This window comes from Nitratireductor arenosus, assembly GCF_009742725.1.
Lineage (GTDB): Bacteria > Pseudomonadota > Alphaproteobacteria > Rhizobiales > Rhizobiaceae > Mangrovimarina > Mangrovimarina arenosa.
In genome coordinates this window covers 251,861-277,318 of sequence record NZ_WPHG01000003.1, presented here as the reverse complement: position 1 = coordinate 277,318, position 25,458 = coordinate 251,861, and the positions used below count along the sequence as shown (strand labels likewise).

Here is a 25,458-nt window from a genome sequence, read left to right as displayed (position 1 = left end):
AAAGGGCGCGCGGTCCTCAGATCCGGCCAGGAAGCACCCGGTCGGGCGGACGATGGCCATCGAAAAAGGTCCGGATATTGATGATCACCTTGTCACCCATGTCGATGCGGCCCTCGATCGTGGCCGATCCCATATGCGGCAACAAAACGACCTTGCCCTTGTCGGCCAGCCTGGCCAGCTTCGGGTTGACCGCCGGTTCGTGCTCGAAGACGTCGAGGCCGGCGCCCGCCAGCCTGCCCTCGCGGATCATGTCGATCATCGCCGCCTCGTCGATGATCTCGCCGCGGGCCGTGTTGACGATGTAGGAGCCGGGCTGCATCAGCGCCAGGCGTCTGGCCGAAAGCAGGTGGAACGTTGCCGGCGTGGAGGGACAATTGACGGAGATGATGTCCATACGGGCCAGCATCTGGTCGAGGCTTTCCCAATAGGTCGCCTCCAATTCATCCTCGATCGCAGGCGCGACCCGGCTGCGGTTGTGGTAGTGGATCGAAAGCCCAAACGCCTTGGCGCGTCGTGCCACGGCCGTACCTATCCGCCCCATGCCGATAATGCCGAGCCGCTTGCCCCAGATGCGGTGTCCGAGCATCCAGGTCGGCGACCAGCCGCCCCATTTGCCTTCCCCCTTCAGGACGCCAGCCCCCTCGACCAGCCGTCGCGGCACGGTCAGGATCAGGCCCATGGTCATGTCGGCCGTATCCTCGGTCAGCACATTGGGCGTATTGGTGACGGTGATCTGCCTTTGCGCCGCGGCTTCGACATCGATATGGTCGACGCCATTGCCGAAATTGGCGATCAGCTTCAGCCGCTCGCCGGCCTGGGCGATCAGCGCCGCGTCGATGCGATCGGTGATCGTCGGCACCAAAACGTCGGCCTCACGCACCGCCGCGACCAGTTCGGGTTGCGTCATCGGCCTGTCCTCGACGATCAGCCGCGCATCGAACAGTTCGCGCATGCGTGTTTCCACGGGATCCGGCAGCTTGCGCGTGATCACCACGAGAGGCTTTTTCCTGCCCGCCATCGTTTCCTCGTTCCGGGTCCTGTTGAGACCTCTTTAACCAAGACGGGCGATACTCGCCAGCGTGATCGGCCCAGCCCCTGTGTAACAACTGGGCCCGATGAAGACAAAGAAAAACCGGACCTTGCCGGCCCGCTCCGCAGCCGTAACAGGGTAGAAATTCAGGGAATGACCGTGTCGCGTTTCGTGTCGCTTGGCCTGGCCGTTGGGGCTGCTCTCCTGGCAACGGCAACCGCATCGACCGTCCCTTACACGCCCGCATGGTCGGCGGGCGCCTCGCAACCCGTGGCCCGCGGGCCGAGCGGCCTGCCGCTGCCGCGCTTCGTCAGCCTCAAGGCGAGCCGGGTCAATCTGCGGATCGGGCCCGGTCGCAGCTACGCCGTCGACTGGCTCTATTTGCGCAGCGGCCTACCAATGGAGATCATCCAAGAGTACGACAATTGGCGCCGGGTGCGCGATTCGGAAGGCGTGGAGGGCTGGATCAGCGGCTCGCTGCTTTCAGGCCGACGCACCGGGATCGCCGCCCCGTGGCAACGCGGCAAGACGGCGGAAATCGCCCTACGCAAGGAACCCTATGACGACGCGCGGACGATCGCGCTGGTGGAACCGGGCACCGTCGGTGAAATCCGCACCTGCAACGGTACATGGTGCAGGATGGACTTCGGCGGGCACACAGGCTGGGTGCGCCAGCAGCAGGTCTGGGGCGCCTATCCCGGAGAAACCATCGAGGATTGAGCTGGACGGCGGGCCGCCGATTTCGGCACCCAACGTCTCCGGCGGCCGCGGCACCCAGTAGCGCGATATCGTCTTGTCGAGCGCAACCGGCAGCGGGCGGCTCGGTCAGCTTTTTCTGGCCGGACCCGACACGCATCGACGCGATGATGTTGTTCCAGAACTGTCGAAAAGCGCCCGGTTCAGCCGCCGTGCCTGGGCCGCAGCCGCACGACGATATCTACATTGACGATCTCCATGCCCTCGGGCGGCTCGGGCAGGTTGTGGACGGTGACCGGTCCGGAGGGGATGTCAACGACGCGGCTTTCGCCCTCGATGAAATAATGATGGTGGTCGGACGTGTTTGTGTCGAAATAGGTCTTCGCGCCCTCGACGGCCAGGATACGAAGCATGCCTGCCTCGGTGAACTGGTGCAGCGTGTTGTAGACGGTCGCCAGCGACACGGGAACGCCGGCATCGACCGCTTCCTCGTGCAGCTCCTCAGCCGACAGGTGCCGGTCGCCCTTGGCGAACAGGAGATCGGCGAGCGCGACACGCTGCCGCGTCGGCCGCAAACCGGCCGTACGCACCTTCCTCTTCGCCAGAGACAATGTGTCCAGCATCTCACCTCGTTTCGGGGCGTCAAGCCCGCTCACGCCTCCGGCACACCGGCTCCGGCGTCAAATTCACATTTCAGGATATAACTTCTCGGCAAATCCAGATCAATAGCGGCACATTGACCCGTGCTGCACATCGCGATAAGCGCAGGCATGGGTTTCTTGCGGCTGGCCGGTTTGGCCAAGCGCGGGAACGGGCAGGCAAATGAGGCCGCCCGTATTTTCAAAGCGGGAAGGGATGTATGGCAGAGCGCAAATCCAGCTATGGCTACGAAGAGCTCCTGGCATGCGCGCGGGGTGAGCTTTTCGGACCGGGCAACGCCCAGCTTCCGGCGCCGCCCATGCTGATGTTCGACCGGATCACCGAGATCAGCGAGACCGGCGGCGAATACGGCAAGGGCAATATACGCGCTGAACTGGACATCAAGCCCGACCTCTGGTTCTTCCCGTGCCACTTCATCGGCAATCCGGTGATGCCGGGCTGCCTCGGCCTGGATGCAATGTGGCAGATGACGGGGTTTTTCCTCGGCTGGCTCGGCGAGCCGGGCAAGGGCATGGCGTTGTCCACCGGCGAGGTCAAATTCAAGGGCATGGTGACACCGGACGTCAAACTGGTCGAATTCGGCGTCGACTTCAAACGCGTCATGCGCGGCCGGCTGGTGCTGGGCATCGCCGACGGCTGGCTGAAGGCGGACGGCGAAACGATCTACACGGCCTCCGACCTGAAGGTCGGCCTGGCCAAGCAGGAAGCCTAACTTAAGCCCGGCCGGACACGGCCCGTTGAACAAGCCCAGGGAGAACGACATGAAACGTGTCGTCGTAACCGGACTCGGTATCGTCTCGTCGATCGGTAACAATGCCGGCGAGGTCGAAGCCTCGCTGCGCGATGCGCGATCGGGGATCAGTTTTTCGGACGAATTCGCCGAGCACGGCTTTCGCTGCCAGGTCTGGGGAGCGCCGACGCTCGACCCCACGGAACTGGTCGATCGCCGCGCGATGCGCTTTCTGTCGAAAGGCGGAGCCTGGAACCACGTCGCCATGCAACAGGCGATCGCCGATTCCGGCCTTGCCGAGACCGACATCACCAACGAACGCACCGGCATCATCATGGGCTCCGGCGGCCCCTCGACGCGCACCATCGTTGAAGCAGCGGCGATAACGGAAAAGAACAACAGTCCCAAGCGCATCGGCCCGTTCGCGGTGCCGAAGGCCATGTCTTCGACCGCGTCCGCGACGCTCGCGACCTGGTTCAAGATCCACGGCGTGAACTACTCGATCTCCTCGGCCTGCTCGACCTCGGCGCACTGCATCGGCAACGCGGCCGAGCTTATCCAGTGGGGCAAGCAGGACATCGTCTTCGCGGGCGGGCACGAGGATCTCGACTGGACGATGTCGAACCTGTTCGACGCCATGGGCGCGATGTCGTCCAAGTTCAACGACCAGGCCGCCACGGCCTCACGCGCCTACGACGCCACCCGCGACGGTTTCGTGATCGCCGGCGGCGCCGGCGTGCTGGTTCTCGAAGAGCTGGAGCACGCCAAGGCGCGCGGTGCCAAGATCTATGCCGAGATCGTGGGTTACGGCGCGACATCGGACGGGTTCGACATGGTCGCCCCCTCAGGCGAGGGCGCAGTACGCTGCATGCGCCAGGCGCTGGCGACGGTCGAGGGCGACGTCGACTACGTCAACACGCACGGCACCTCGACGCCGGTCGGCGATTCGCGCGAGATCGCCGCGATCCGCGAGGTATTTGGTGAGAAAATGCCGCATATCGCGTCGACCAAATCGCTCACCGGTCATTCGCTGGGCGCGGCCGGCGTTCAGGAATCGATCTATTCGATCCTGATGATGCAGGCTGGTTTCATCGGCAAGAGCGCGCATATCGAGACGCTCGACCCAGAGTTCGAGGGCGCGCCGATCGTGCGCGAGCGCATCGACGACGCCAGGATCGATACCGTGCTTTCGAACTCCTTCGGCTTCGGCGGCACCAACGCCACCCTCGTCTTCCAGCGGCATTCCCGGTAGGAGCGCGCTTATGGAGGGGCTGATGAAGGGCAAGCGCGGCCTTGTCATGGGCGTGGCCAACGATCACTCGATCGCTTGGGGCATCGCCAAGAAGGCGTTCGAGCACGGCGCCGAGATGGCGTTCACCTATCAGGGAGAGGCGTTCGGGCGGCGGGTCAAGCCGCTCGCCGAACAGGCCGGCGTGAAACTGGTTCTTCCCTGCGACGTCGAGGACGAAAGCTCGGTCGACGCGGTGTTCGACACGCTGAAATCGGAATGGGGCAAGCTCGATTTCATCGTGCACGCGATCGGCTTTTCCGACAAGAACGAACTCAAGGGCCTCTACGCCGATACGACACGCGCCAATTTCAGCCGGACCATGCTGATATCGTGCTTTTCCTTCACCGAGATCGCCCGGCGTGCCGCGGCGATGATGGAGGATGACGGCGCGATGCTGACCCTTACCTATGCGGGCTCGATGCGCGTCATGCCCAACTACAACGTCATGGGCGTGGCCAAGGCGGCGTTGGAAGCGAGCGTGCGTTATCTGGCCAGCGATTTCGGGCCGCGCGGCATCCGCGTCAACGCCCTGTCGGCAGGACCGGTGCGGACGCTGGCCGGCGCAGGCGTCGCCGACGCCCGTCATATGTTCGCCTTTCAACAGCGCAATTCCCCGCTGCGGCGCAGCGTCGACATCGACCAGGTCGGAAATTCGGCGCTCTACCTGTTGTCCGATCTCTCCTCCGGCGTGACGGGCGAAGTCCATTATGTCGATTCCGGCTATCATATCGTGTCCATGCCGAGCCTCGAGGAACTCAAGAAGTCCGAATGAGGCGGCACGCGGCGCGATTCAGCTAAAATTCGAATAAAGCCGCGCAGCAAACCTTAATTCGGCTGTGCTTTTGTGTATGGCAAGTGAGGAACCTTGCCATGCGTGATACGCCGGATCCGAACCGGTCGCCGATATTCAGGATGATAACGATAGCGAGCTCGGGTCTGGGCAGCTTCATTATCGGCCTGTGGGCGCTGCGGTCGGGGCTGGGTGGGAACTTGGCCGGTCTGCCGCCGGAAATCGTCGGCGCGATCGTTGCAGCGTTGTGCGCACTGGCCGCGGCAGGAGCGGCGCTGTCGTTTTTCGCCGGCGTCGACGAATCGGCCGGCTATGTGTTTCGGGAAACGCAGATCGACAAACTCACCGGCTTTCATGCCCGCAACGCGCTGATCGGCAAAACCGCCGAGGCTGTGGCGGCCAGCACGAGGCTGGGCGAACCCGTTTTCCTGATCGATCTCGACATCGACCGGTTCAAGCAGATCAACGACGCCATAGGCTACAGCCAGGGCGACCAGGTTATCCGGGCCTTCGCGCACCGTCTGAAAACCTGCCTCCCGGACGGCTCGGAAATCGGACGGATCGGCGCCGGGGAGTTCGCCGCGCTGGTTCCCGACCGCCTGATAGGCGGCGAGATCGGCACGATGATCGACAAGCTGATCGACAAGATGGTGGAACCTTACCAGCTCCCCTCGCACCTCCAGTCGCTCAATCTGTCGGTCGGCGTCGTGGCGATCCCCAAGGACGGCGACGACCCGATCGTGCTTTTGCGCCGCTCCAATCTGGCGCTGCAGCACGCGCGTGCCGGCGGCCTCGGCAACTGGGCGGTATTCCACCCCGAAATGGGTCAGGTGGCGGACTATCGCCAGTGGATCGAAGCTGAACTGAGCACGGCTTTCGACCGCGGCGACTTCGACCTCCACTACCAGCCGCAATTCGATCACATAAAGGGCCGTGTCGTCGGCTACGAAGCCCTGATCCGCTGGACCCATCCCGTTCGCGGCATGATTCCGCCGGCCGAATTCATTCCGATCGCCGAAGAGACCGGAATCATCGGCCCGATCGGCGAGTGGGTGCTGCGCAAGGCCTGCACGGACGCGCACGCCCTGCCGGACAACTGCTTCGTCGCCGTCAATATCTCGCCGGTGCAGTTCATGACCAAGGATTTCGCCAGCCTGGTACGACAGGTGCTGACCGACACCGGCCTGCCGCCGTCGCGGCTGGAGCTCGAAGTCACCGAAACCGCGATGATGCAGGATCGCGGGCGCGCCGCCGAAATCCTGAGGGAATTCACCGCGATGGGCCTGACCGTGGCCGTCGACGATTTCGGAACGGGATATTCGAACCTGTCCTACCTGATCGACTTTTCGTTCCAGAAGCTCAAGATCGACCGTTCCTTCGTCTCGCGCATCGACCGGGACAATGGCGGCGCCGTGGTGTCGACCATCGTCGGGCTATCGCGCGCGCTGGGCGTCGACACGATCGCCGAGGGCGTGGAGACCGAGGATCAGGCGACCCTATTGCGCGCGGCCGGCTGCGAGGTGTTCCAGGGATATCTGTTCGGCAAGCCGCAGCCTCTGGTGGTACGCGCGGGCGAGGCGGTCGAACTTCGCCACGCCGTTCATTGAATCCGACGGCAGCGCCCCGAGAGAGTTAGGGTGCGGCATGCCTGCTCTTGCGCTTCAGCGGCGGGCCCAAAGCAGCTTGAAACGGTCGTCGCGCAGCATCTCGCCCGACGCGGCGAACAGCCTATTCAGGTCGGCTTCGTAAGGCAGGCCGCGATTGGCGACGAGGAAAAGTCGCCCGCCCGGTTTGAGCGCCGCGCCCGCCGCACGGATCATGCCCGTGCCGATTGCCGGTTCGGCCGCCCGGCCGTGGTGAAAGGGCGGGTTCATCACCACGACATCATACTGGCGCGGCACGACTTCGCTCAAAAGATCCCGCCAATGGAAACCGAGCGGCAGGCGATCGGCATGGGTCGAAAGGTTGGCTTTGGCCGCCTCCAGCGCCGCGTGATCGGCCTCGTAGAGGTCGAGGCCGGCAAGTCTTTGTCCGGCTCGCGCCAACAGCTCTGTCGACAGATACCCCCAGCCAGCGCCGAAATCGGCGGCGCGGCCGGCGATATTTTGCGGAAGATGGCCGGCCAGCAATCGTGACGCCGGATCGATCCGGTCATGCGAAAACATGCCCGGCGCGGCCTGAAAGCGGCCATCGACCATCACCACACGTCGGTTTTGCGCCAGCTCCGCCATGACGGCCGCTGCCGTTGCCGTCTTGACAAACCAGAAGACGATACCGTGATGTTTGGACAGGCTGCCGTCGAAGGAAACCATCTTGCCGAGACGCTTGCGCAGGCTGTCGGCGCCGTCCTTCTTGCCCCCGGCGACCATGATGAGGCCGCCGGTGCGGGTGCGGGAATAGGCTTCGGCGATGCGAGCCTCGTTCTGACCGCGATGGCGGCCGAGCAGCACCAGCGCCAGATCGTAGCCATCCCCCTGCGGTTCGGGCGTCACGGCCACGCCGCGCCGCTCCAGGGCAAGGAAATCCGGACGGAATTCCTGCACCGCCCGCAGATCGGCGGCAAAGCCGTCCGGTAGCCGGAAGCCGGCCACCGCCCCCAGAAACAGCGCCCGCTCTCCAGGTCCCGGAACCGGAAGCGTTCCGCTTTCGAACGGATGAAACAGGGTTCTCGTGGCGTTTTCGTTCATGATCCCACTTGCCGCGCGGTTGGAACCGTTGGTCTTTGAAAGAAAACGGGCGCGCCTCTTGCGAGGCGCGCCCGTCCGTCCCGTCGGGAATCCGGCGCTCAGGCGTCGGCTTCCTCGGCGTCTTCCTTCTTCTTGTCCTTGGCGATTTCCTTACCGGTCTCCTGGTCGACGACCTTCATGGACAGGCGCACCTTGCCGCGCTCGTCGAAGCCCATCAGTTTCACGAAGACCTTGTCGCCTTCCTTGACCACGTCGGTGGTCTTGGCGACGCGCTCATTGGCGAGCTGGGAGATGTGCACAAGGCCGTCACGCGGGCCGAAGAAATTGACGAAGGCGCCGAAATCGGCGGTCTTGACGACCGTACCCTCGTAGATCTCGCCGACTTCCGGCTCGGCGACGATGGTGTGGATCCACTTCTTCGCCGCCTCGATCTCCTTGGCATTGGACGAGGCGATCTTGACCGTGCCGTCGTCGTCGATGTTGATCTTGGCGCCGGTCTTTTCGACGATCTCGCGGATCACCTTGCCGCCGGCGCCGATCACGTCACGGATCTTGTCGGTCGGGATGGTCACGACCTCGATGCGCGGCGCGAATTCGCCGAGTTCGCCGCGGCTTTCCGACAGCGCCTTGGCCATCTCGCCGAGGATGTGCAGGCGACCGCCCTTGGCCTGGCCGAGCGCTACCTTCATGATCTCCTCGGTGATGCCATCGATCTTGATGTCCATCTGCAGGGAGGTGATGCCCTCGTCGGTGCCGGCGACCTTGAAGTCCATGTCGCCGAGATGATCCTCATCGCCGAGAATGTCGGACAGGACCGCGAAACGCTCGTCTTCCTTGATCAGGCCCATCGCGATGCCGGCAACCGGCTTGGACAGCGGCACGCCGGCATCCATCAGCGCCAGCGAGGTGCCGCAGACGGTGGCCATGGACGAGGACCCGTTGGATTCGGTGATCTCGGAGACGACGCGCAGCGTGTAGGGGAACTGATCGGGCGCCGGCAGCAACGGATGCACGGCGCGCCAGGCAAGCTTGCCGTGACCGATCTCGCGACGGCCGGGCGAGCCCATGCGGCCGGTCTCGCCGACGGAATAGGGCGGGAAATTGTAGTGAAGCAGGAAGGCTTCCTTGTAGGTTCCCGTCAGTGCGTCGATGAACTGCTCGTCCTCGCCGGTGCCGAGCGTGGCGACGACCAGGGCCTGGGTTTCGCCGCGGGTGAACACGGCCGAACCGTGGGTGCGCGGCAGGACGCCGACTTCGGCGACGATCGGACGCACGGTCTCAAGGTCGCGGCCGTCGATGCGGTTGCCGGTGTCGAGAATGTTCCAGCGCACGATCTTGGCCTGCAGGCCCTTGAAGACGGTGCCGATCTGCTCGCCGGTCCATTTGGGCTCTTCCTCGCCTTCCGGCAGCAGCGCCGCCTTCACCTTGGCCTTGACGGCGTCGACGGCGTTGTAGCGCTCCTGCTTGTCGGTCAGCTTGTAGGCCGCGCGCAGCTCGGTTTCGGCGATCTTCAGCATCTCGGCTTCGAGCTCGGAAAGATCGGTCGGGGTGAACTCGCGCGGCTCCTTGGCGGCGACCTCGGCCAGCTTGATGACCGCGTCGATCACCGCCTGGTAGTTCTTGTGGCCGAACATGACCGCGCCGAGCATGATGTCCTCGGACAATTCCTGGGCTTCCGATTCCACCATCAGCACGGCTTCGCCGGTGCCGGCGACGATCAGGTCGAGCTTGGACTCCTCCATCTCGTCGAGATGCGGGTTGAGCACGTACTCGCCGCCGATATAGCCGACGCGCGCCGCACCGATCGGCCCCATGAACGGCACACCCGACAGGGTGAGCGCGGCCGAGGCGGCGACCATGGCAACGATATCGGGATCATTTTCCAGATCGTGCTGCAGAACGGTCAGGACGACCTGGGTGTCGTTTTTGTAGCCGTCGACGAAAAGCGGGCGGATCGGGCGATCGATCAGACGCGAGGTCAGCGTCTCCTTCTCGCTCGGGCGGCCTTCACGCTTGAAGAAACCGCCCGGGATCTTGCCGGCGGCAAAGGTCTTTTCCTGGTAGTTGACGGTCAGCGGGAAGAAGTCGAAGCCGGCCTTCGGCTCCTTGGCCGATACGATGGTCGCCAGCACGACCGTTTCGCCATAGGTGGCGAGCACGGCGCCGTCGGCCTGTCGTGCGATCTTGCCGGTTTCGAGGATGAGCGGACGGCCGCCCCATTCGATTTCCACTTTGTGGTGATTGAACATGTGTGTCTCTCATATGCGGAAACGCCGATGTCCGACGCTTTTGCGCGGACCGTTTCCGTCTGGCTTCATTGCGGACGAGCCATGGGCAAGACAGCGCGACGTCCGTGGTCGGGGTCGTTCGACCTCCGGGCGTCCTGCAATCCTGCCCCATGACCTGCCCATGGGCGGTTTGCCTCCGCGGTTCGGCGGCGCAAACCGATCGGGCCTATTACGTCCGGCCCAAAACATTCAAACGGCGGACCCCATGCGGGATCCGCCGTTCGAACATTAGCGACGCAGACCGAGCTTTCCGATCAGGGTCTGGTAGCGGGCAACGTCCTTCTTCTTGAGATAGTCGAGAAGAGAACGGCGCTGCGACACCAGTTTCAACAAACCGCGCCGGGAATGGTTGTCCTTGGCGTGGGTCTTGAAATGCTCGGTCAGATTCTTGATGCGCTCCGAAAGGATCGCCACCTGGACTTCCGGAGAACCGGTATCGTCCTTCTGGGTCGCGTATTCGGTCAGCAATTCCTGCTTGCGCGCGGCGGTAATCGACATCGTGCATCCTTTCTGTTCTTGATCAGGAAGAGTCGCCCACGGCCGGGATGTCGTCCAGCGGGGGCCATTTGTGCATGCGCCCAGCGCAATGCTGCGGCGCATATAGTGTAAAATCGCGCGGATTGCCAGCGCAAATTCAAGCACGCCCGGTCCGGGGCGGCTGCAAGCGCCGCTCAGGCGGGAACGCCGACGCTCTAGCGGCCGTCAGCAGCCGTTCTTGACATAAGCGTCCGGCACAGCCTCGTTCCAGGCGATGCTCGCGGCATCGCCATGCGACCCATACGGACCGTCGCCAACGCAGAAATAGCCGTCGCGGAAATTCGGATAGTCGTCGGTGTGCAGGACATGGAGCCCCGCACCGCCACCGGCAAGCGGACCGCCGAGCTCGTCCACCAACGCCGCCGCGTCGGCATGACGGTTGTGGCAGCCGAGGATGACATACCAGCCACAACTCTGAACCGAGACGAGCGGGAGACCGGGCGAGCCGACCCCGGAGAGGGGCGCGACCGGTCCGGCCTGCACGGACGCCGTCATTGCCGCGAGAAACGCCGCTGACGCCAGCGCGCGAACGTTCGATGTTTTCGCCATGATCGCTTCCCCTGCCGGACGATCTTCGTCGTCTCATGCTTGCCCAGATAAATCTTCGGCCCGCGGCCGGAGCCTGTCAAGCACGGGACCCGGCACACCCGGAGACCGGATCACGACGCGAAATTCAATGCGCCTCGTCCTCCTCACATTGCAGATAGGGGTCGTAGACCCAGCCGACGGCGTTGTCTTCGGCGAGCCGTTCGACCGCGTACCAGGTCTTGCCGTTATGCAGCCGCTCCTCATAGGGCCGCACGCGCACGCCGTTCGCCCAGGTGCCGAGGATCGCGCCGTTCGGCTCTTCGCGGATGTTGAGCGGCGTGCCGGTCGGATCGGCCACGACACACACGCGCCCGATCCCGTCCTCGCCCGTGCAATCGAGATAGGCGCCGAAAACCCAGCCCCAGGCTTCCGCATATTTGCCGACCAAGGCCCAGCGCGAGCCGTCATGGTCGCGGTGGGCGACGATTTCCACCTTGGTACCCTTTTTCAGCGTCGACAGGATGGGGCCATTCGGCCCCTCGCGCACGTTGAGCGGCGTGCCCGTAGGGTCGACCACGGTGCAGACCGGCGGACCGCCGCAGGCAAGTGCCGCGCCGGCGGCAAGCACGGAAAACAGGGTCGCGAAGCCGAAGACGATCGTATGTCGCATGGGGTTCCCCTTGGTTTTTTTTCGCCGGCTCCTCACAGCCAGCGCTTGCGCCGGAACAGATATAACAGCCCGACCGCGATCACGACCATGATCGTCAGCGCGACCGGATAGCCATAGCGCCAGCGAAGCTCCGGCATGTTCCAGGTGGAATCGGGTGCGAAATTCATGCCCCAGATACCGGCCAGGAAAGACAACGGAATGAAGATGGTGGAGATGATGGTGAGCACCTTCATCACCTCGTTCATCTTGGTCGAGACGCTCGACAGATAAAGGTCCAGCAACCCGGTCGCGAGCTCGCGATAGGTTTCCACGATGTCGATCAGCTGGATGGCATGATCGTAGGTATCGCGCAGGAAATAGCCCACCTCGCTGGGGATAAGGCCGAGTTCCTCACGGCTCATCGCCGACAGCATCTCGCGCGCCGGCCACAGCGCGCGCTTGATGACGAGCAGTTCGCGCTTGAGCTGGTGCAGGCGCCCGACATCGCGCGGATGCGGGTCCTTGGTGATCTTGTCCTCCAGGTCCTCCAGCTCGTCGCCGATCGTCTCGAGCATCGGAAAATAGGCGTCGAGGATCGTGTCGAGGATGGCGTAGACAAAATAGGCCGCCCCGCGCGTGCGGATCCGCCCAGCCGGCTGGCGCAGCCGCTTGCGGACCGGCTCGAGGCAATCGCCGGGACGCTCCTGGAAGGTCACCACATGGCGCCCGTCGAACAGGATCGCGAACTGTTCCTTGGAATCCACGCTCTTGCCGTCGAACATATGCACGACGATCAGGGCGTGCGCCTCGTAGGTGTCGACCTTGGGGCGCTGACTGGTGTTGGCGATGTCCTCGAGCGCCAGTTCCTCGATCGAAAACAATGCGCCGATCGCGCCAAGAAGCTGAAGGTCGGCCAGTCCGGTCACGTCGACCCACAGCCGCTTGCCCGACTTCATGGCCTTTTCGATCGCCGCCAGCGAAGCCTCGGCGATTTCTTCGACATGGTCGTTGGAAATGATGGTCAGGCGGATGCCGGTCGGCGAGGCGCGCTCGTCATGCACCAGCGTGCCGGGCGGCGCGCCAACGGGGGCGCGATGCCGCGAAACGAATTTCGTCTTGCCCTTGGTTTTCCCGCTCATGCGGCAAGTAGGCGCAAAAATCGCCGCCGTCGCAAGGGCAAATACGCCGACAGCCGGCTGACGCGCGGCGGAGGCGGCCTCAGCGACCGGTGAAGACCCGCTTCGGCTTGAACATGCCCGCCTCCACGGCGCCGATCGCAACCAGACGGCCGCGCGCCGTGGCATAGGCCTCGGACGCCTCGACCGGCGCGTCGCGGCCACGGATGATGACCGGATTGCCGAGCCGGATACGCTGGGCGGCATCATCGCTGACGGCGACTTCGGGAAGACAGTCGAGCGCGGCGCCGGTGTCGACCACAAGCGCGTCGAGCGCGGCGAAGCGTTCCTTGTCGGGACGCGTGTCGACGATGCGGCCGTCCTCTCCCGGCTCGCCTTGCGGGCGGGCCTCGGCGGCGGCGGCCTCGAGGGCTTCCAGCGTCACCAGGTCGTCGGCCACGAAAGGATCGACCTCGACCCGGCGCAGGACGGCAATGTGGCCATGACAGCCCAGGTCGCGTCCCATATCGCGCGCGAGCGAGCGCACATAGGTGCCCTTGCCGCATTCGATCTCGAAGACCGCGCTGTTTTCATCCGGGCAGTCGAGGAGGTCGAGCCGACCGATCTCGACCTCGCGGGCGGGAATATCGACGATCTCGCCCTCCCGGGCGATGTCGTAGGCGCGTTCGCCGGCGATCTTGACGGCCGAGAACTGCGGCGGCACCTGCATGATGAGGCCGGTATAGTCGGGCAACAGGGCGCGGATGTCGGCCTCGCTCGGACGCCGGTCCGAGGTGGCCGTCACATGCCCCTCCAGATCGTCGGTCGAACGCGCCTCGCCCCAGGCGATGGTGAAGCGGTAGATCTTGGCGCCGTCCATCACGTAAGGCACGGTCTTGGTCGCCTCGCCGAGCGCGATCGGCAGCATGCCGGAGGCGAGCGGATCGAGCGTGCCGGCATGTCCGGCCTTGTCGGCCTTAAACAGCCATTTGATCTTCGACACCGCCTCGGTCGAGCCCATGCCGACGGGCTTGTCAAAAACGAGCCAGCCGGAGACCGGACGTCCCTTCTTCTTGCCGCGCCGCGCCATTTGCTACGCCGCCCCCAACGAAAACGGAAACCCCCGCGAAGCCGCCAGCCTCATTCGTCCCCCTCCCCGTCATCACCAAGATCGCGGGAAACCTCGGGCGAGCGCAGCAACTCGTCGATCTTGGCCATATTGTCGAAGCTGGTATCGAGCCGAAAGCGGAACTGGGGCATGTATTTCATCTGTTTGAGAGCGCCCGAAACGCGGCCTCGTATGAATTTCGCGTTGCGTGCCAGTGCCTTGACGACCGCCTGATTGTCCTTCACGCCGAGCGGCGAGATAAATGCCGTGGCGATCTTCAGATCCGGCGACATGCGCACTTCCGAAATCGAAATCACAGTGTTTTCAATCAGTTCGTCGCGCACTTCGCCGCGCAGCAGCACGTCGGAAAGCGCATGGCGCACCTGCTCGCCGACGCGAAGCTGGCGCTGGGAGGGCAGTTTTTCAGCCATTTGTGGTGGGAACTCCTTCCTGGGCGAGGCGCCAGAACCGCTCGCACAGCGCCTCATCGGGGAAGGCGCGCAGCGGCACGATCAGCGCGATGGCGGGATTGAGCCAGAAGAAGAAATGCTCCGCCGTGCGATGGCCGCGCTCGAACTCGCGCCACGCGGTGCGACTGTCATCGTCACCGATCCGCAGCTTTACGGCCTCGCGGTCGGCAACCAGATGGACAGGCTTGTCGGCAAGCTTCATGCGGCGAAAGTTCCTGCGGCGCAGCCATGGCAGATAAAGGGCCAACCAGGCGACGATCAGCGTAGCCAGGCCGAGGTTGAGAAAATGCTCGACGGCAAGCGGCGTCGCGGTCACAAGCGCGCCCAGCAGCAGCCAAGCTCCGACACCGACATTGAGAACCACCGCGGCCCACAACACCATCCGGCCGATCCGCCCGGTACGCCAGCGCGTCCTTGCCTCCATCATGGCAAGATAGTCCTGCTCGGTCAGCTCGTAGCGGATTTCGACCCCGCCATCATCCGGCATGTGTGATGCAAGCATGGCAGGCTCCAGCAGAGGATCCAGGCGGCGACGGCCCGTTCAGGCCGCGCCGCTGGGCAGCTTCGCGTCGGAACGACGTTAAAGCGTGCGCGCCACTTCTTCCACGCGGAAGCACTCGATCACGTCGCCGGCGCGGATGTCCTCGTAATTCTCGAAGGCCATGCCGCATTCCTGCCCGGCGGGCACCTCCGGCACCTCGTCCTTGAAGCGCTTGAGCGTCTTCAGCTTGCCTTCGTGGATGACGACGTTGTCGCGGATCAGGCGCACGCCCGCACCGCGCTCGACCTTGCCTTCGCTGACACGGCAGCCGGCGACCTTGCCGACCTTGGTGATGTTGAAGACCTCGAGAATCTCGGCATTGCCCAGGAAGGTCTCGCGACGCTCCGGTGACAACAGGCCCGACATCGCCGCCTTCACATCGTCCACGAGGTTATAGATGATGTTGTAGTAGCGGATCTCGATACCAGCCTGCTCGGCGGCCTCGCGCGCCTGCTTGTTGGCGCGCACGTTGAAGCCAATGATGGCCGCGTTCGAGGTCTCGGCGAGCGAGATGTCGCTCTCGGTGATGCCGCCGGCGCCCGAATGCACGATGCGGGCGCGCACCTCGTCGGTGCCGAGCTTGTCGAGCGCGGCGACGATCGCCTCGATCGAGCCTTGGACGTCACCCTTGATCAGCAGCGGGAATTCCTTCAGCCCGCTCGACTGCAATTGCGACATCATCTGCTCGAGCGAGCCGCGCTGGCCGGCATGCTTGGCGACCGCCATCTCGCGGGCCTTGCGCTGGCGGTATTCCGAAATCTCGCGGGCGCGGGCCTCGTTCTCGACGGTGGCGAACCGGTCGCCGGCCTGGGGCGTGCCCTGCAGGCCGAGGACCTCGACCGGCATGGACGGACCCGCGTCGGGCAACTGCTCGCCGCGATCGTTGACGAGCGCGCGCACCTTGCCCCATTCATTGCCGGCAACAATGATGTCGCCCGGCAAGAGCTTGCCAGTCTGCACCAGAACGGTTGCGACCGGGCCGCGTCCCTTGTCGAGCTTAGCCTCGATGACGACGCCCTCCGAGGTACGCTCCGGATCGGCCTTCAGGTCAAGCAGTTCGGACTGCAGCAGGATCGCCTCAAGCAGCTTGTCGAGGTTGGTGCCCTTGACCGCGGAAACCTCGACGTCGAGCACCTCGCCGCCCATAGATTCCACGAACACCTCGTGCTGAAGCAGTTCAGTGCGAACCTTTTGCGCGTCGGCCTCCGGCTTGTCGATCTTGTTGATCGCCACGATGATCGGAACGCCCGCCGCCTTTGCATGATTGATCGATTCGATCGTCTGCGGCATCACGCTGTCATCGGCAGCGACGACCAGCACAGCGATGTCGGTCGCCTGCGCGCCACGCGCGCGCATCTGGGTGAAGGCGGCGTGGCCGGGCGTGTCGATGAAGGTGATCTTCTGCCCGTTCTGCTCGACCTGGTAGGCACCGATGTGCTGGGTGATGCCGCCGGCCTCGCCGGAGACGACATTGGCATGGCGGATCGCATCGAGCAGCGACGTCTTGCCGTGATCGACATGGCCCATGATGGTGACGACCGGCGGACGCGACTCCCGGTTTTCCGGCTTGTCGGGAATGTTGAACAGCCCCTCCTCGACGTCGGATTCGGCAACGCGCTTGACCGTGTGACCAAATTCGACCGCAACCAGTTCCGCCGTGTCGGCGTCGATGACGTCGCCCGGCTTGAGGATCTGGCCCTGTTTCATGAAGAACTTGATCACATCCACGGCACGCTCGGCCATACGGCCGGCCAGTTCCTGGATGGTGATCGTCTCGGGCAAGATCACCTCACGCGCAATCTTCTCGCGGGCTTCCTGGTGCTGGGCACGTTTGAACTTTTCCTGGCGGCGGCGCATCGCCGACAGCGAACGGCCACGCGCCTCGTCGCCGGCGAGCGCGCTGTTGAGCGTCAGCTTGCCACGGCGGCGATCCTCGCCGACGCGCGGGCGGGTGGGACGTGCGGGTTCGGGCGTCGCGATGCGCTTCGGCGGAATCGACGGCTTGGCCTTGCGCTTGGCATCGCGGTCGTCGTCGACGGCTTCGGGCATCGGCCCGGGCTCGGGTGCCCTGCGGCTCGCTTCTTCCTCAGCCCGGCTGCGCGCCTCGGCTTCCGCCTTCAGACGCATTTCCTCCTCGGCCTGACGACGAGCGGATTCCTCGCGCTCCTGGCGGCGGCGATCATCTTCCTCGGCGCGGCGCGCGGCATCTTCCTGAGCGCGTTTGCGTTCCTCGACCTCACGGACCTTGGAGCCCTCGAGAGCGCGGCGGCGCGCCTCCATCTCCTCGGTCGACAGCTCGTTGAGGACGAGACCGGAACGCCCTTCGGGGGCGGCCGGCTTGGGCTGTTCCTTCACGACCGGCGCCGGCGCGGGTTTGGATGCAGGCTGGGGCTGGGGGCGCGGCGCGAGCGCGACCGGCGCCACCGGCTCGTGCTTCTCGCCGGGGACGGAGAATTTGCGCTTCTTGGTTTCGACGACCACGGACTTGGTGCGCCCATGCGAGAAATTCTGGCGCACCGTCCCCTGCTCGACTCCCGGCCGCTTCAGCGTCAGGGTCTTCTTGGTATTCATGCTCAGCGTCTTGTCGTCGCCCGATTTCGTATCCGTCATTCCGTATCCTTGTGGGACGCCGTCCTCTCGGACGCGCCGTCAACTGTCTCGCGGCTTTCCGGGTGCCCGCCCCGGTACCGACCCAGCGCAACAACGCGCCTTTGTGCCGCCTTGCTCGTTTCCGCACCGAGCACGGCAGCATGTATCACATTTGCCCCCCCGAATGCCAAACTCATTTCTGCTTCCGAAAAGAGTCTGAACGCCGGTATTTCGGGACCGCCGGCCAGCAATACCGCGCGCCGGGCCTGATTCAGTTTGCGTATGCCGTCTTCCGACGCGTCGGTTGCGTGAAGCGCAAACAGCGCCCGCCCGCTGCGGATCGCGGCATCGACCTTTGCCGCACCCAATGCCACGGTCCCGGCCTTGCGCGCAAGCCCAAGCGCGCCGAGCGCGGATTTCGCGAGCAGCCCGTCAACCTGCGCACCAAGATCTGGATCGGCATTGACGGGCGCCTTCAGCGCCCTGCGGAAGATATTCTTCCTGGCCGCCTCGTCAACCCGCGCGCGCGCCGCACTGACCCAACAACCGCGTCCGGGAAGGTTGCGCTTCAGGTCGGGAACGACGGACATGTCCGGCCCGGCGACAAACCGGATCAAATCCTCCGGTTCCGCCGCGCGCCGCGTCACAATGCATGTCCGCTCGCCCATCGTGTCCAAAAAGCAATCCCGTCACAGTGGCGGCACGGCGCGTCATGCGCCGGCGGCTTCCGTTTCGCCGTCCTGGCCGACCTCTTCGGCATCCTCGGCCGGCGGCGCGAGGTCTTCCTCGGTGATCCAGCCCATCTTCATGCGGGCCACAACCACCATTTGCTCGGCCTCCTCGCGGGAGACCTCGAAATTGCCGAGAATGCCCGGATAGACCTTGGTCTCGCCGTCCTTGCGCTCTTTCCAGCCAACCAGGTCGTCGACCGCGTAGCCGGCGAAATCCTCGAGGCTCTGGACGCCGTCCTCGCCGAAGGCGACCATCATCGCGGTGGTGACGCCGGGGATTTCGCGCAGATCGTCGGCAACGCCCAATTCCTGACGCCGGGCGTCGTTCTCGGCTTCAATGCGCTCCAGATATTCGCGCGCCCGGGTCTGGATCTCGCTGGCGGTGTCGTCGTCGAAGCCGTCGATCGAGGAGATCTCGTCCGCTTCGACATAAGCGACTTCCTCGACCGAGGTGAAGCCTTCCGAAGCCAGAACCTGACCGACCATCTCGTCGACGTTGAGCGCGTCCATGAACAGGTTGGAGCGCTCGACGAACTCCTTCTGCCGGCGCTGCGATTCCTCTTCCTCGGTCAGGATGTCGATGTCCCAGCCAGTGAGCTGCGAGGCGAGGCGTACATTCTGTCCACGCCGACCGATGGCCAAGGACAATTGCTCGTCGGGCACCACGACTTCGATGCGCTCGGCGTCCTCGTCGAGAACCACCTTGGCGACCTCGGCCGGCTGCAGCGCATTGACGATGAAGGAGGCCGCGTCGGGCGACCAGGGGATGATGTCGATCTTTTCGCCCTGCAGTTCCCCGACGACCGCCTGCACCCGGCTGCCGCGCATGCCCACGCAGGCGCCGACCGGATCGATGGAGGAGTCGCGCGAGATCACCGCGATCTTGGCACGCGAACCGGGATCGCGGGCCACCGATTTGATCTCGATGATGCCGTCATAGATCTCCGGCACTTCCATGTTGAACAGTTTCGCCATGAATTGCGGATGGGTGCGCGACAGGAAAATCTGCGGTCCGCGCTGTTCGCGGCGCACATCGTAGACATAGGCGCGCACACGGTCGCCATATTTGAACAGTTCGCGCGGAATGAGCTCATCACGCCGGATGATTGCCTCGCCGCGGCCGAGATCGACGATGACGTTGCCATATTCGACGCGCTTGACCGATCCGTTGACGATTTCGCCGATGCGGTCCTTGTATTCGTCGTACTGGCGGTCGCGCTCGGCCTCGCGCACCTTCTGCACGATGACCTGCTTGGCCGACTGCGCGGCGATGCGGCCGAAATCCATCGGCGGCAGCTGCTCGGCGATGAAGTCGCCGACCTGGGCATCGGGATTGCGAGCGCGCGCGTCCTGGATGGAGATCTCGCGAGCGGATTCCTCGACGTCCTCGACGACCTCCATCAGCCGCTGCAGCTTCATCTCGCCGGTCTGCGGATTGATGTCGGCGCGAATATTGGTCTCCTGGCCGTAGCGCGAGCGCGCGGCCTTCTGGATCGCGTCGGCCATCGCGTTGAGCACGATCTCCTTTTCGATCGATTTCTCGCGCGCCACCGCGTCCGCGATCTGCAGCAGTTCGAGACGGTTTGCACTGACTGCCATTTCAGTCTCCCTTTACGCGGACCGGCCGTTGTGCCGATCCGTTTTGGTCATGTCTGCGGTTCGTTGTCGTTGTCATTGTCGCCGTCGGCCTGGTCGCCGCGCAGCTTTTTGGCCGCCTGGCGCGCCTGCTTGTCCTTGGCCAGCGCATCGCGGATCAAATCGTCGGTCAGGATCAGCCGGGCATCGGCGATCGTGTCGTAGGGGATCTCCACCCTGGGCTCGTCGCCGTAACTGGCCTGGTCGCGCTCCAGCACGATCCCGTCCGCGCCGGCCTCGGCGATGCGACCGCGGAAACGCTTGCGCTCGGCGACCATCACGGCGGTCTCTAGCTTGGCGAGATGGCCCTGCCAGGCCGCAAAGTCCGCCGTCCTGACCAGGGGCCGGTCGATACCCGGCGAGGAGACTTCCAGATGGTAGGCCTTGTCGATCAGGTCTTCGACATCGAGCGCCGGCGAAACCGCGCGGCTCAGCTCCTCGCAATCGGCCACCGTCATGGTGCCGTCCTCGCGCTCGGCCATGATCTGCAGCGTCAGCCCGTTCTGGCCGGAAAGCCGAACCCGCACGAGGCGAAAACCCATCGAGCGCAGCAGCGGCCAGATCAGCGCGGCGATACGCGCCTCGACGCCGCTTTCGCGGATCAGGCGGTCATCGTCCTGTGTCGCGGCGCTTTCTTCGTGGGTCATGAGGTCTCCGACGGGTCGCAGGTAACAAAAAAGAGCGGGACCGGCGGGACCCACTCTTCGTCATCGCGACCAAGAATTTGAAACTGATATAGTCCCGACCGGGGCAAAATGCAAGGGCAAGCGCCGGATCACCTCGTCCCGGTCTGCGGCTCAGGCGGCTTGCGGCTGCGCCCGCATCAGCATGCCGAACAGGTCGCGCGGATCGTCGGGATCGGCAAGCAGATCCAGCTTGTCGAAATAGGGCAATCCGGACAGAAGGGCGCGCATGTAGCGCAGGGCGGAAAAATCCTCGACCGCGAAGCCGACCGAATCGAACAGGGTGATCTCGTCGCGCGCGCTCCGGCCGGGCGTCCCGCCGGTTATCACTCGCCATAACTCGGTGACGGGATGATCGGCGGCAAGCTGCTGGATTTCGCCCTCGACCCGGGTCTGCGGCGGGTATTCGACGAAGATCGAGGATCGCATCAGGATGTCGCGGTGCAGCTCCGTCTTGCCTGGGCAGTCGCCGCCGACCGCGTTGATGTGGATGCCGGGACCGACCATGTTGTCGGTCAGGATGGTGGCGTATTGCTTGTCGGCGGTGACCGTGGTGATGATGTCGGCGCCCTCGACCGCCTCCTGCGGCCCGCCGCACAGCGTGATGTCCAAACCGCGGCCGGCGAGGTTGCGCGCGCAGCGGCGGCTGGCGGCGCGGTCGATATCGTAAAGCCGCAGCCGGTCGACGCCGACCAGCGCCTTGAAGGCCAACGCCTGGAATTCCGACTGCGCGCCATTGCCGATCAGCGCCATGGTCCTGGCGCCGTCGGGCGCCAAATGGCGCGCGGCCAGCGCCGACATCGCCGCCGTGCGCAGCGCGGTGAGGATGGTCATTTCGGTGATCAGCACGGGATAGCCGGTGTCGACCTCGGCCATGACGCCGAACGCCGTCACGGTCTGGCGGCCTTCCCTGGTGTTCTTGGGATGGCCGTTGACATATTTGAAGCCGTAGGCCTCGCCGTCGCTCGTCGGCATCAGCTCGATCACGCCCTCGCGCGAATGCGAGGCGACGCGCGGGGTCTTGTCGAACAGCTCCCAGCGGCGGAAGTCCTCCTCGATGTAGCGGGCGAGCTCGGCCAGGAAGCGCTCGATGCCGGTCGCGTGGACGATGCGCATCATGTTTTCGACACTGACAAAGGGCACCAGAGCGAGTTCGGAAGGGGCGTATCCCATGGTCAAAAACTCCGTGTAGGGCGGTCCATGATCCGGCGGCCGAGCAGGCTGGCGGTCAAGTCGACCAGCAAGGTGGCGGTGCGACCGCGTTCGTCGAGGAAAGGGTTGAGTTCGACCAGGTCTAGGCTGGTGACAAGACCGCTGTCGCTCAACATCTCCATCACCAGATGCGCCTCGCGGAAGGTCGCGCCGCCCGGCACCATCGTACCGACCGCCGGTGCGATGCCGGGATCGAGGAAGTCGACGTCGAGACTGACATGCAAAAGACCGTCGGCGGCGGCAACGCGGGCAATGAAATCGCGCATCAGCGGCGCGGCGCCGTGCTCGTCGATAGCACGCATGTCGTGCACGGTGACGCCGGCGGCCGTCAGCGCGCTGCGTTCGGCCGGATCGACGCTGCGTAGACCGAAGGTACAGATTCGCGTCGGTTCGACCCGCGCCGGCAGGTCGGGAAAATAACCCTCAAAACCGGGCTGACCGCTGGCATAGGCGAGCGGGACGCCGTGCAGATTGCCGCTCACGGTGGTGTCGAGCGTGTGAAAATCGGGGTGGGCGTCGAGCCAAAGCACAAACAGCGGGCGCCCGTTCTCGGCCGCCCGGCGCGCCACGCCGGACAAGGTGCCGGCCGAGATCGAATGATCGCCGCCGAGAAAAATTGGCATCGCGTCCGCGCTGGCCTGGTAGGCGGCCTCGCGGAGCGCCTCGGTCCAGGCCGCGACCTCGGGCAGGGCCTTGAGCGCGGCATTGGCGTGGCGCAGTGCCCTCAGACGCGCCCGCCGCGCGGGGCCCATGTCGACCACCTCGTGACCGAGCGCGCGAAGAGCCGCGACCAGGCCGGCCGTGCGCAGGGCGCTCGGCCCCATCTCGCATCCCATGCGGCCGGCACCGTCCTCAACCGGCGCGCCCACGATCCTGCATCGCATCGTCCAAACTCCCGCAAAGCGTCACTCCATCAGTGAAACCCAATCATCCGGCACAGTGAACACGATGATTTGGCAAATCCTGAAGGATGTTTTACCGTTTCGGTGGACTAAGTTTTCATTTTGGCCAGAAACTTGGATACGTTGGATCAAAATCTGATCACCCTGCTGCGGCACGATGCCCGGCGCAGCATCTCCGATCTCGCCATTGAGCTCGGCGCCTCGCGCGCGACCGTGCGGGCCCATATGGAACGCCTGGAGAGGAGCGGCGAAATTCTCGGCTATACGGTGATCCTGCGCGCCGACGCGGTCGACCAGCGCATTCGCGGCATCATGATGATCGAAATCGAGGGCCACGCCGCCGACCGGGTAATCCGGACGCTGGGCGGGTTTGCGGAAGTCGCCACGGTTCACACCACCAATGGGCGCTGGGACTTGGTGGTCGAGCTCGGCACCGCCTCGCTGACCGAGTTCGACGCCGTGCTGCGGCGCATCCGGCTGATACCCGGCATCACCGGCAGCGAGACCAGCCTGCTGCTCGCGACCCCGCGCTCGACGAAGGCGCGCCTTTAGCGTTTCTCAACGTCGCGTGAAGGTCAGATAGGCAGGAACGCGGCCCTCGCGCAGCGCCTTGGCCTCGTAGCGGGTGCCCGGCCAGCCCTCATAGGGCGTGCGCCAATCCGCCGCCGAGGCCGCCTCCCAGGCAAAGGCGGGGTGGCCTCTACAGTGTAGAAGCGTCCAGTTGACATAGCTGTCGATGTCAGAGGCGAAGCGGAAGCGCCCGCCCGGCCGCAGCACGCGCGCGAAGCGGCCGAGATTAGAGCGGCTAACGAAGCGGCGTTTCCAATGGCGACGCTTCGGCCAAGGGTCGGGATAAAGCAGGTCTATGCCGGTGAGGCTCGCCGGTGGCAGCCAGTCCAGCAATTCGGTCGCATCGTCGTCATGCAGGCGGACATTGCGCCGCGGGTTCTCATCGAGCGCCGACAGTAACTTGGCCATGCCGTTGACGAAGGGCTCGACGCCGATGAAGCCCGTTTTCGGATGGCGCCCGCTTTCATGCAGGAGCTGCTCGCCGCCGCCGAAGCCGATCTCAAGCCTGAAATCGGTGACTTCGGGGTCGAACAGCGTCGCCAGCGGCGGCGCCCCGGCAGTAAGGTCGAGGGCCAGACGCGGCAGCAGGCGGTCAACGAGCGCCTCCTGCCGCGGACGAAGGGTCTTGCCGCGACGCCGGCCGAAAAAGGCCTCGGTGGCCCGGCTGCCGCGTGCGTCCTCCGTCACCGGAACATCGCCTCAGGCGGCGATCTTGGCTTTGCGTTCCTCGTCGGCGACCGCGTCCTTCAGCGCCTTGACGAGATCGGTCTTCTCCCAGGAGAAGGAGCCGTCGCGACCCGCCTTGCGGCCGAAATGGCCGTAGGCGGCGGTCTTGGCGTAGATCGGCTTGTTCAGGTCGAGGTGACGGCGGATGCCGCCCGGCGACAAGTCCATCACCTCGCGAATCGCCTTTTCGACGACTTCCTCCGGCGCTTTTCCGGTGCCCTGCATGTCGACATAGACCGACAAAGGCTGCGCCACGCCGATGGCGTATGAAAGCTGGATCGAGCAACGCTCGGCGAGCTTGGCGGCAACCACGTTCTTGGCGAGGTAGCGTGCCGCGTAGGCCGCCGAACGGTCGACCTTGGTGGTGTCCTTGCCGGAAAAGGCGCCGCCGCCATGCGCGGCCGCGCCGCCATAGGTGTCGACGATGATCTTGCGGCCGGTCAGGCCGGCGTCGCCGTCGGGACCGCCGATGACGAACTTGCCGGTCGGATTGATGTACCAGTTGCAGTCGGCGGCGATCGACAGGTCGCCAATGGACAGCGCCTGGCGGATATAGGGCTCGACGACCTGGCGTACCTTCACGTTGTCCCAGGACGGGTCGAGGTGCTGGGTCGACAGCACGATCTGCGTGACCTCGGCCGGACGGCCGTCAATGTAGCGGACCGTGACCTGGCTCTTGGCGTCCGGACCGAGCTTGGCCGCGTCGCCCTCGCCGGACTTGCGCGCTTCGGCGAGCAGTTCGAGGATCTTGTGCGAATAATAGATCGGCGCCGGCATGAGATCGGGCGTTTCGCGGCAGGCGTAGCCGAACATGATGCCCTGGTCGCCGGCGCCTTCCTCGCCCTGTCGGTCGGAAGAGTTGTCGACGCCCTGGCCGATGTCGGGGGACTGAGCATGCAGCAGAACGTCGACCTTGGCGGTCTTCCAGTGGAAGCCGTCCTGCTCATAGCCGATCGAACGAATCGCACGGCGCGCGGCCGAACGGAATTTGGACGGGTTGACGGCCGGGTTGCCGGAGCCGTCCATCACGACGTTGCCGGCCTTGTCCTTCTTGATCAGGGTTTCGGGCACGCGAACCTCGCCGGCAATCACGACCCGGTTGGTCGTGGCCAGGGTTTCGCAGGCCACGCGGACCTTCCACGGGTCCATGCCGGCTTTTTTGGCTTCGCGGTAGACGAGATCGACAATTTCATCGGAGATGCGGTCACAGACTTTGTCCGGGTGACCTTCGGAAACGGATTCGCTGGTGAAGAGATAGTTCTGGCGTGCCACGGGTGTCCCCTCTGGAAT

General features: G+C 64.7%; 25 protein-coding genes. 6 read left to right on the top strand and 19 right to left on the bottom strand.

The window, feature by feature from the left end:
* Positions 1-16: 16 nt before the first annotated feature.
* Positions 17-1,018, bottom strand: coding sequence for a 2-hydroxyacid dehydrogenase (locus tag GN330_RS13360; protein WP_156713192.1), 1,002 nt, complete (start codon positions 1,016-1,018; stop codon positions 17-19).
* Positions 1,019-1,183: 165 nt separating this feature from the next.
* On the opposite strand from GN330_RS13360, the gene GN330_RS13355 reads away from it, so the two are divergent.
* Positions 1,184-1,750, top strand: coding sequence for an SH3 domain-containing protein (locus GN330_RS13355; RefSeq protein WP_156713191.1), 567 nt, complete (start codon positions 1,184-1,186; stop codon positions 1,748-1,750).
* Positions 1,751-1,929: 179 nt separating this feature from the next.
* Here the strand turns inward: GN330_RS13355 and irrA are convergent, their stop codons facing one another.
* Positions 1,930-2,349 (bottom strand): iron response transcriptional regulator IrrA, encoded by a 420-nt coding sequence (irrA, locus tag GN330_RS13350; protein WP_156713190.1) that lies wholly within the window; start codon positions 2,347-2,349, stop codon positions 1,930-1,932.
* Positions 2,350-2,585: 236 nt separating this feature from the next.
* Between irrA and fabA the strand changes: the two genes are divergently transcribed.
* The 4 genes from fabA to GN330_RS13330 all read left to right on the top strand — a co-directional run bounded on the left by fabA (position 2,586) and on the right by GN330_RS13330 (position 6,804).
* Entirely contained in the window at positions 2,586-3,098 is a 513-nt protein-coding gene (fabA, locus tag GN330_RS13345; RefSeq protein ID WP_156713189.1) for a 3-hydroxyacyl-[acyl-carrier-protein] dehydratase FabA, read from the top strand.
* Between the two features lie 49 nt (positions 3,099-3,147).
* Positions 3,148-4,368, top strand: a complete 1,221-nt coding sequence (fabB, locus tag GN330_RS13340; protein ID WP_156713188.1) for a beta-ketoacyl-ACP synthase I — start codon at positions 3,148-3,150, stop codon at positions 4,366-4,368.
* 10 nt (positions 4,369-4,378) lie between these two features.
* Positions 4,379-5,179 (top strand): enoyl-ACP reductase FabI, encoded by an 801-nt coding sequence (fabI, locus tag GN330_RS13335; protein WP_156713187.1) that lies wholly within the window; start codon positions 4,379-4,381, stop codon positions 5,177-5,179.
* Between the two features lie 98 nt (positions 5,180-5,277).
* Positions 5,278-6,804, top strand: coding sequence for a putative bifunctional diguanylate cyclase/phosphodiesterase (locus GN330_RS13330; protein WP_156713186.1), 1,527 nt, complete (start codon positions 5,278-5,280; stop codon positions 6,802-6,804).
* 54 nt (positions 6,805-6,858) lie between these two features.
* Here GN330_RS13330 and GN330_RS13325 read toward each other — a convergent pair whose 3' ends face one another.
* The 15 genes from GN330_RS13325 to rocF form a co-directional block, all read right to left on the bottom strand.
* A complete protein-coding gene (locus tag GN330_RS13325) occupies positions 6,859-7,884 on the bottom strand; it encodes a class I SAM-dependent methyltransferase (protein ID WP_156713185.1) in 1,026 nt (341 codons plus the stop codon).
* A 98-nt stretch (positions 7,885-7,982) separates the two neighbouring features.
* Positions 7,983-10,133, bottom strand: coding sequence for a polyribonucleotide nucleotidyltransferase (gene pnp, locus GN330_RS13320; RefSeq protein ID WP_156713184.1), 2,151 nt, complete (start codon positions 10,131-10,133; stop codon positions 7,983-7,985).
* 267 nt (positions 10,134-10,400) lie between these two features.
* Positions 10,401-10,772 carry a 30S ribosomal protein S15 gene (gene rpsO, locus GN330_RS13315; protein ID WP_281349424.1) on the bottom strand — a complete coding sequence of 124 codons (372 nt, stop codon included), beginning with the start codon at positions 10,770-10,772 and terminating at the stop codon, positions 10,401-10,403.
* 102 nt (positions 10,773-10,874) lie between these two features.
* Complete coding sequence (locus GN330_RS13310) at positions 10,875-11,258, bottom strand: hypothetical protein (RefSeq protein ID WP_156713183.1); 384 nt, start codon at positions 11,256-11,258, stop codon at positions 10,875-10,877.
* Positions 11,259-11,382: 124 nt separating this feature from the next.
* Entirely contained in the window at positions 11,383-11,907 is a 525-nt protein-coding gene (locus GN330_RS13305; protein ID WP_156713182.1) for an SH3 domain-containing protein, read from the bottom strand.
* 32 nt (positions 11,908-11,939) lie between these two features.
* Positions 11,940-13,025, bottom strand: coding sequence for a magnesium/cobalt transporter CorA (gene corA / locus GN330_RS13300; protein WP_197435155.1), 1,086 nt, complete (start codon positions 13,023-13,025; stop codon positions 11,940-11,942).
* A gap of 79 nt (positions 13,026-13,104) precedes the next feature.
* Positions 13,105-14,091: a tRNA pseudouridine(55) synthase TruB gene (gene truB / locus GN330_RS13295; RefSeq protein ID WP_156713180.1), complete on the bottom strand. Its 987-nt coding sequence runs from the start codon at positions 14,089-14,091 to the stop codon at positions 13,105-13,107.
* A 50-nt stretch (positions 14,092-14,141) separates the two neighbouring features.
* Positions 14,142-14,540 carry a 30S ribosome-binding factor RbfA gene (gene rbfA / locus GN330_RS13290; RefSeq protein ID WP_156713179.1) on the bottom strand — a complete coding sequence of 133 codons (399 nt, stop codon included), beginning with the start codon at positions 14,538-14,540 and terminating at the stop codon, positions 14,142-14,144.
* Positions 14,533-15,081, bottom strand: coding sequence for a YcxB family protein (locus GN330_RS13285; protein ID WP_156713178.1), 549 nt, complete (start codon positions 15,079-15,081; stop codon positions 14,533-14,535). Before GN330_RS13285 ends, rbfA begins: the two co-directional genes overlap by 8 nt.
* Before the next feature lie 78 nt (positions 15,082-15,159).
* The gene (infB, locus tag GN330_RS13280; protein ID WP_156713177.1) at positions 15,160-17,730 is read right to left on the bottom strand and encodes a translation initiation factor IF-2; all 2,571 of its coding nucleotides are present in this window, start codon (positions 17,728-17,730) and stop codon (positions 15,160-15,162) included.
* Positions 17,727-18,377, bottom strand: a complete 651-nt coding sequence (locus GN330_RS13275; protein ID WP_156713748.1) for an RNA-binding protein — start codon at positions 18,375-18,377, stop codon at positions 17,727-17,729. Before GN330_RS13275 ends, infB begins: the two co-directional genes overlap by 4 nt.
* 42 nt (positions 18,378-18,419) lie before the next feature.
* The gene (nusA, locus tag GN330_RS13270) at positions 18,420-20,039 is read right to left on the bottom strand and encodes a transcription termination factor NusA (protein WP_156713176.1); all 1,620 of its coding nucleotides are present in this window, start codon (positions 20,037-20,039) and stop codon (positions 18,420-18,422) included.
* Between the two features lie 47 nt (positions 20,040-20,086).
* Positions 20,087-20,722: a ribosome maturation factor RimP gene (rimP, locus tag GN330_RS13265; RefSeq protein ID WP_156713175.1), complete on the bottom strand. Its 636-nt coding sequence runs from the start codon at positions 20,720-20,722 to the stop codon at positions 20,087-20,089.
* Positions 20,723-20,872: 150 nt separating this feature from the next.
* Complete coding sequence (locus GN330_RS13260; RefSeq protein ID WP_156713174.1) at positions 20,873-21,931, bottom strand: ornithine cyclodeaminase; 1,059 nt, start codon at positions 21,929-21,931, stop codon at positions 20,873-20,875.
* A 2-nt stretch (positions 21,932-21,933) separates the two neighbouring features.
* Positions 21,934-22,854 (bottom strand): arginase, encoded by a 921-nt coding sequence (gene rocF / locus GN330_RS13255; RefSeq protein WP_156713173.1) that lies wholly within the window; start codon positions 22,852-22,854, stop codon positions 21,934-21,936.
* Positions 22,855-22,986: 132 nt separating this feature from the next.
* On the opposite strand from rocF, the gene GN330_RS13250 reads away from it, so the two are divergent.
* Positions 22,987-23,424: an Lrp/AsnC family transcriptional regulator gene (locus GN330_RS13250; RefSeq protein WP_156713172.1), complete on the top strand. Its 438-nt coding sequence runs from the start codon at positions 22,987-22,989 to the stop codon at positions 23,422-23,424.
* 6 nt (positions 23,425-23,430) lie between these two features.
* On the opposite strand, the gene trmB is transcribed toward GN330_RS13250, so the two are convergent.
* Both trmB and metK read right to left on the bottom strand, forming a co-directional pair.
* Complete coding sequence (trmB, locus tag GN330_RS13245) at positions 23,431-24,129, bottom strand: tRNA (guanine(46)-N(7))-methyltransferase TrmB (RefSeq protein ID WP_343040648.1); 699 nt, start codon at positions 24,127-24,129, stop codon at positions 23,431-23,433.
* Between the two features lie 12 nt (positions 24,130-24,141).
* Positions 24,142-25,440, bottom strand: a complete 1,299-nt coding sequence (gene metK, locus GN330_RS13240; RefSeq protein WP_343040646.1) for a methionine adenosyltransferase — start codon at positions 25,438-25,440, stop codon at positions 24,142-24,144.
* Between the last annotated feature and the right edge of the window lie 18 nt (positions 25,441-25,458).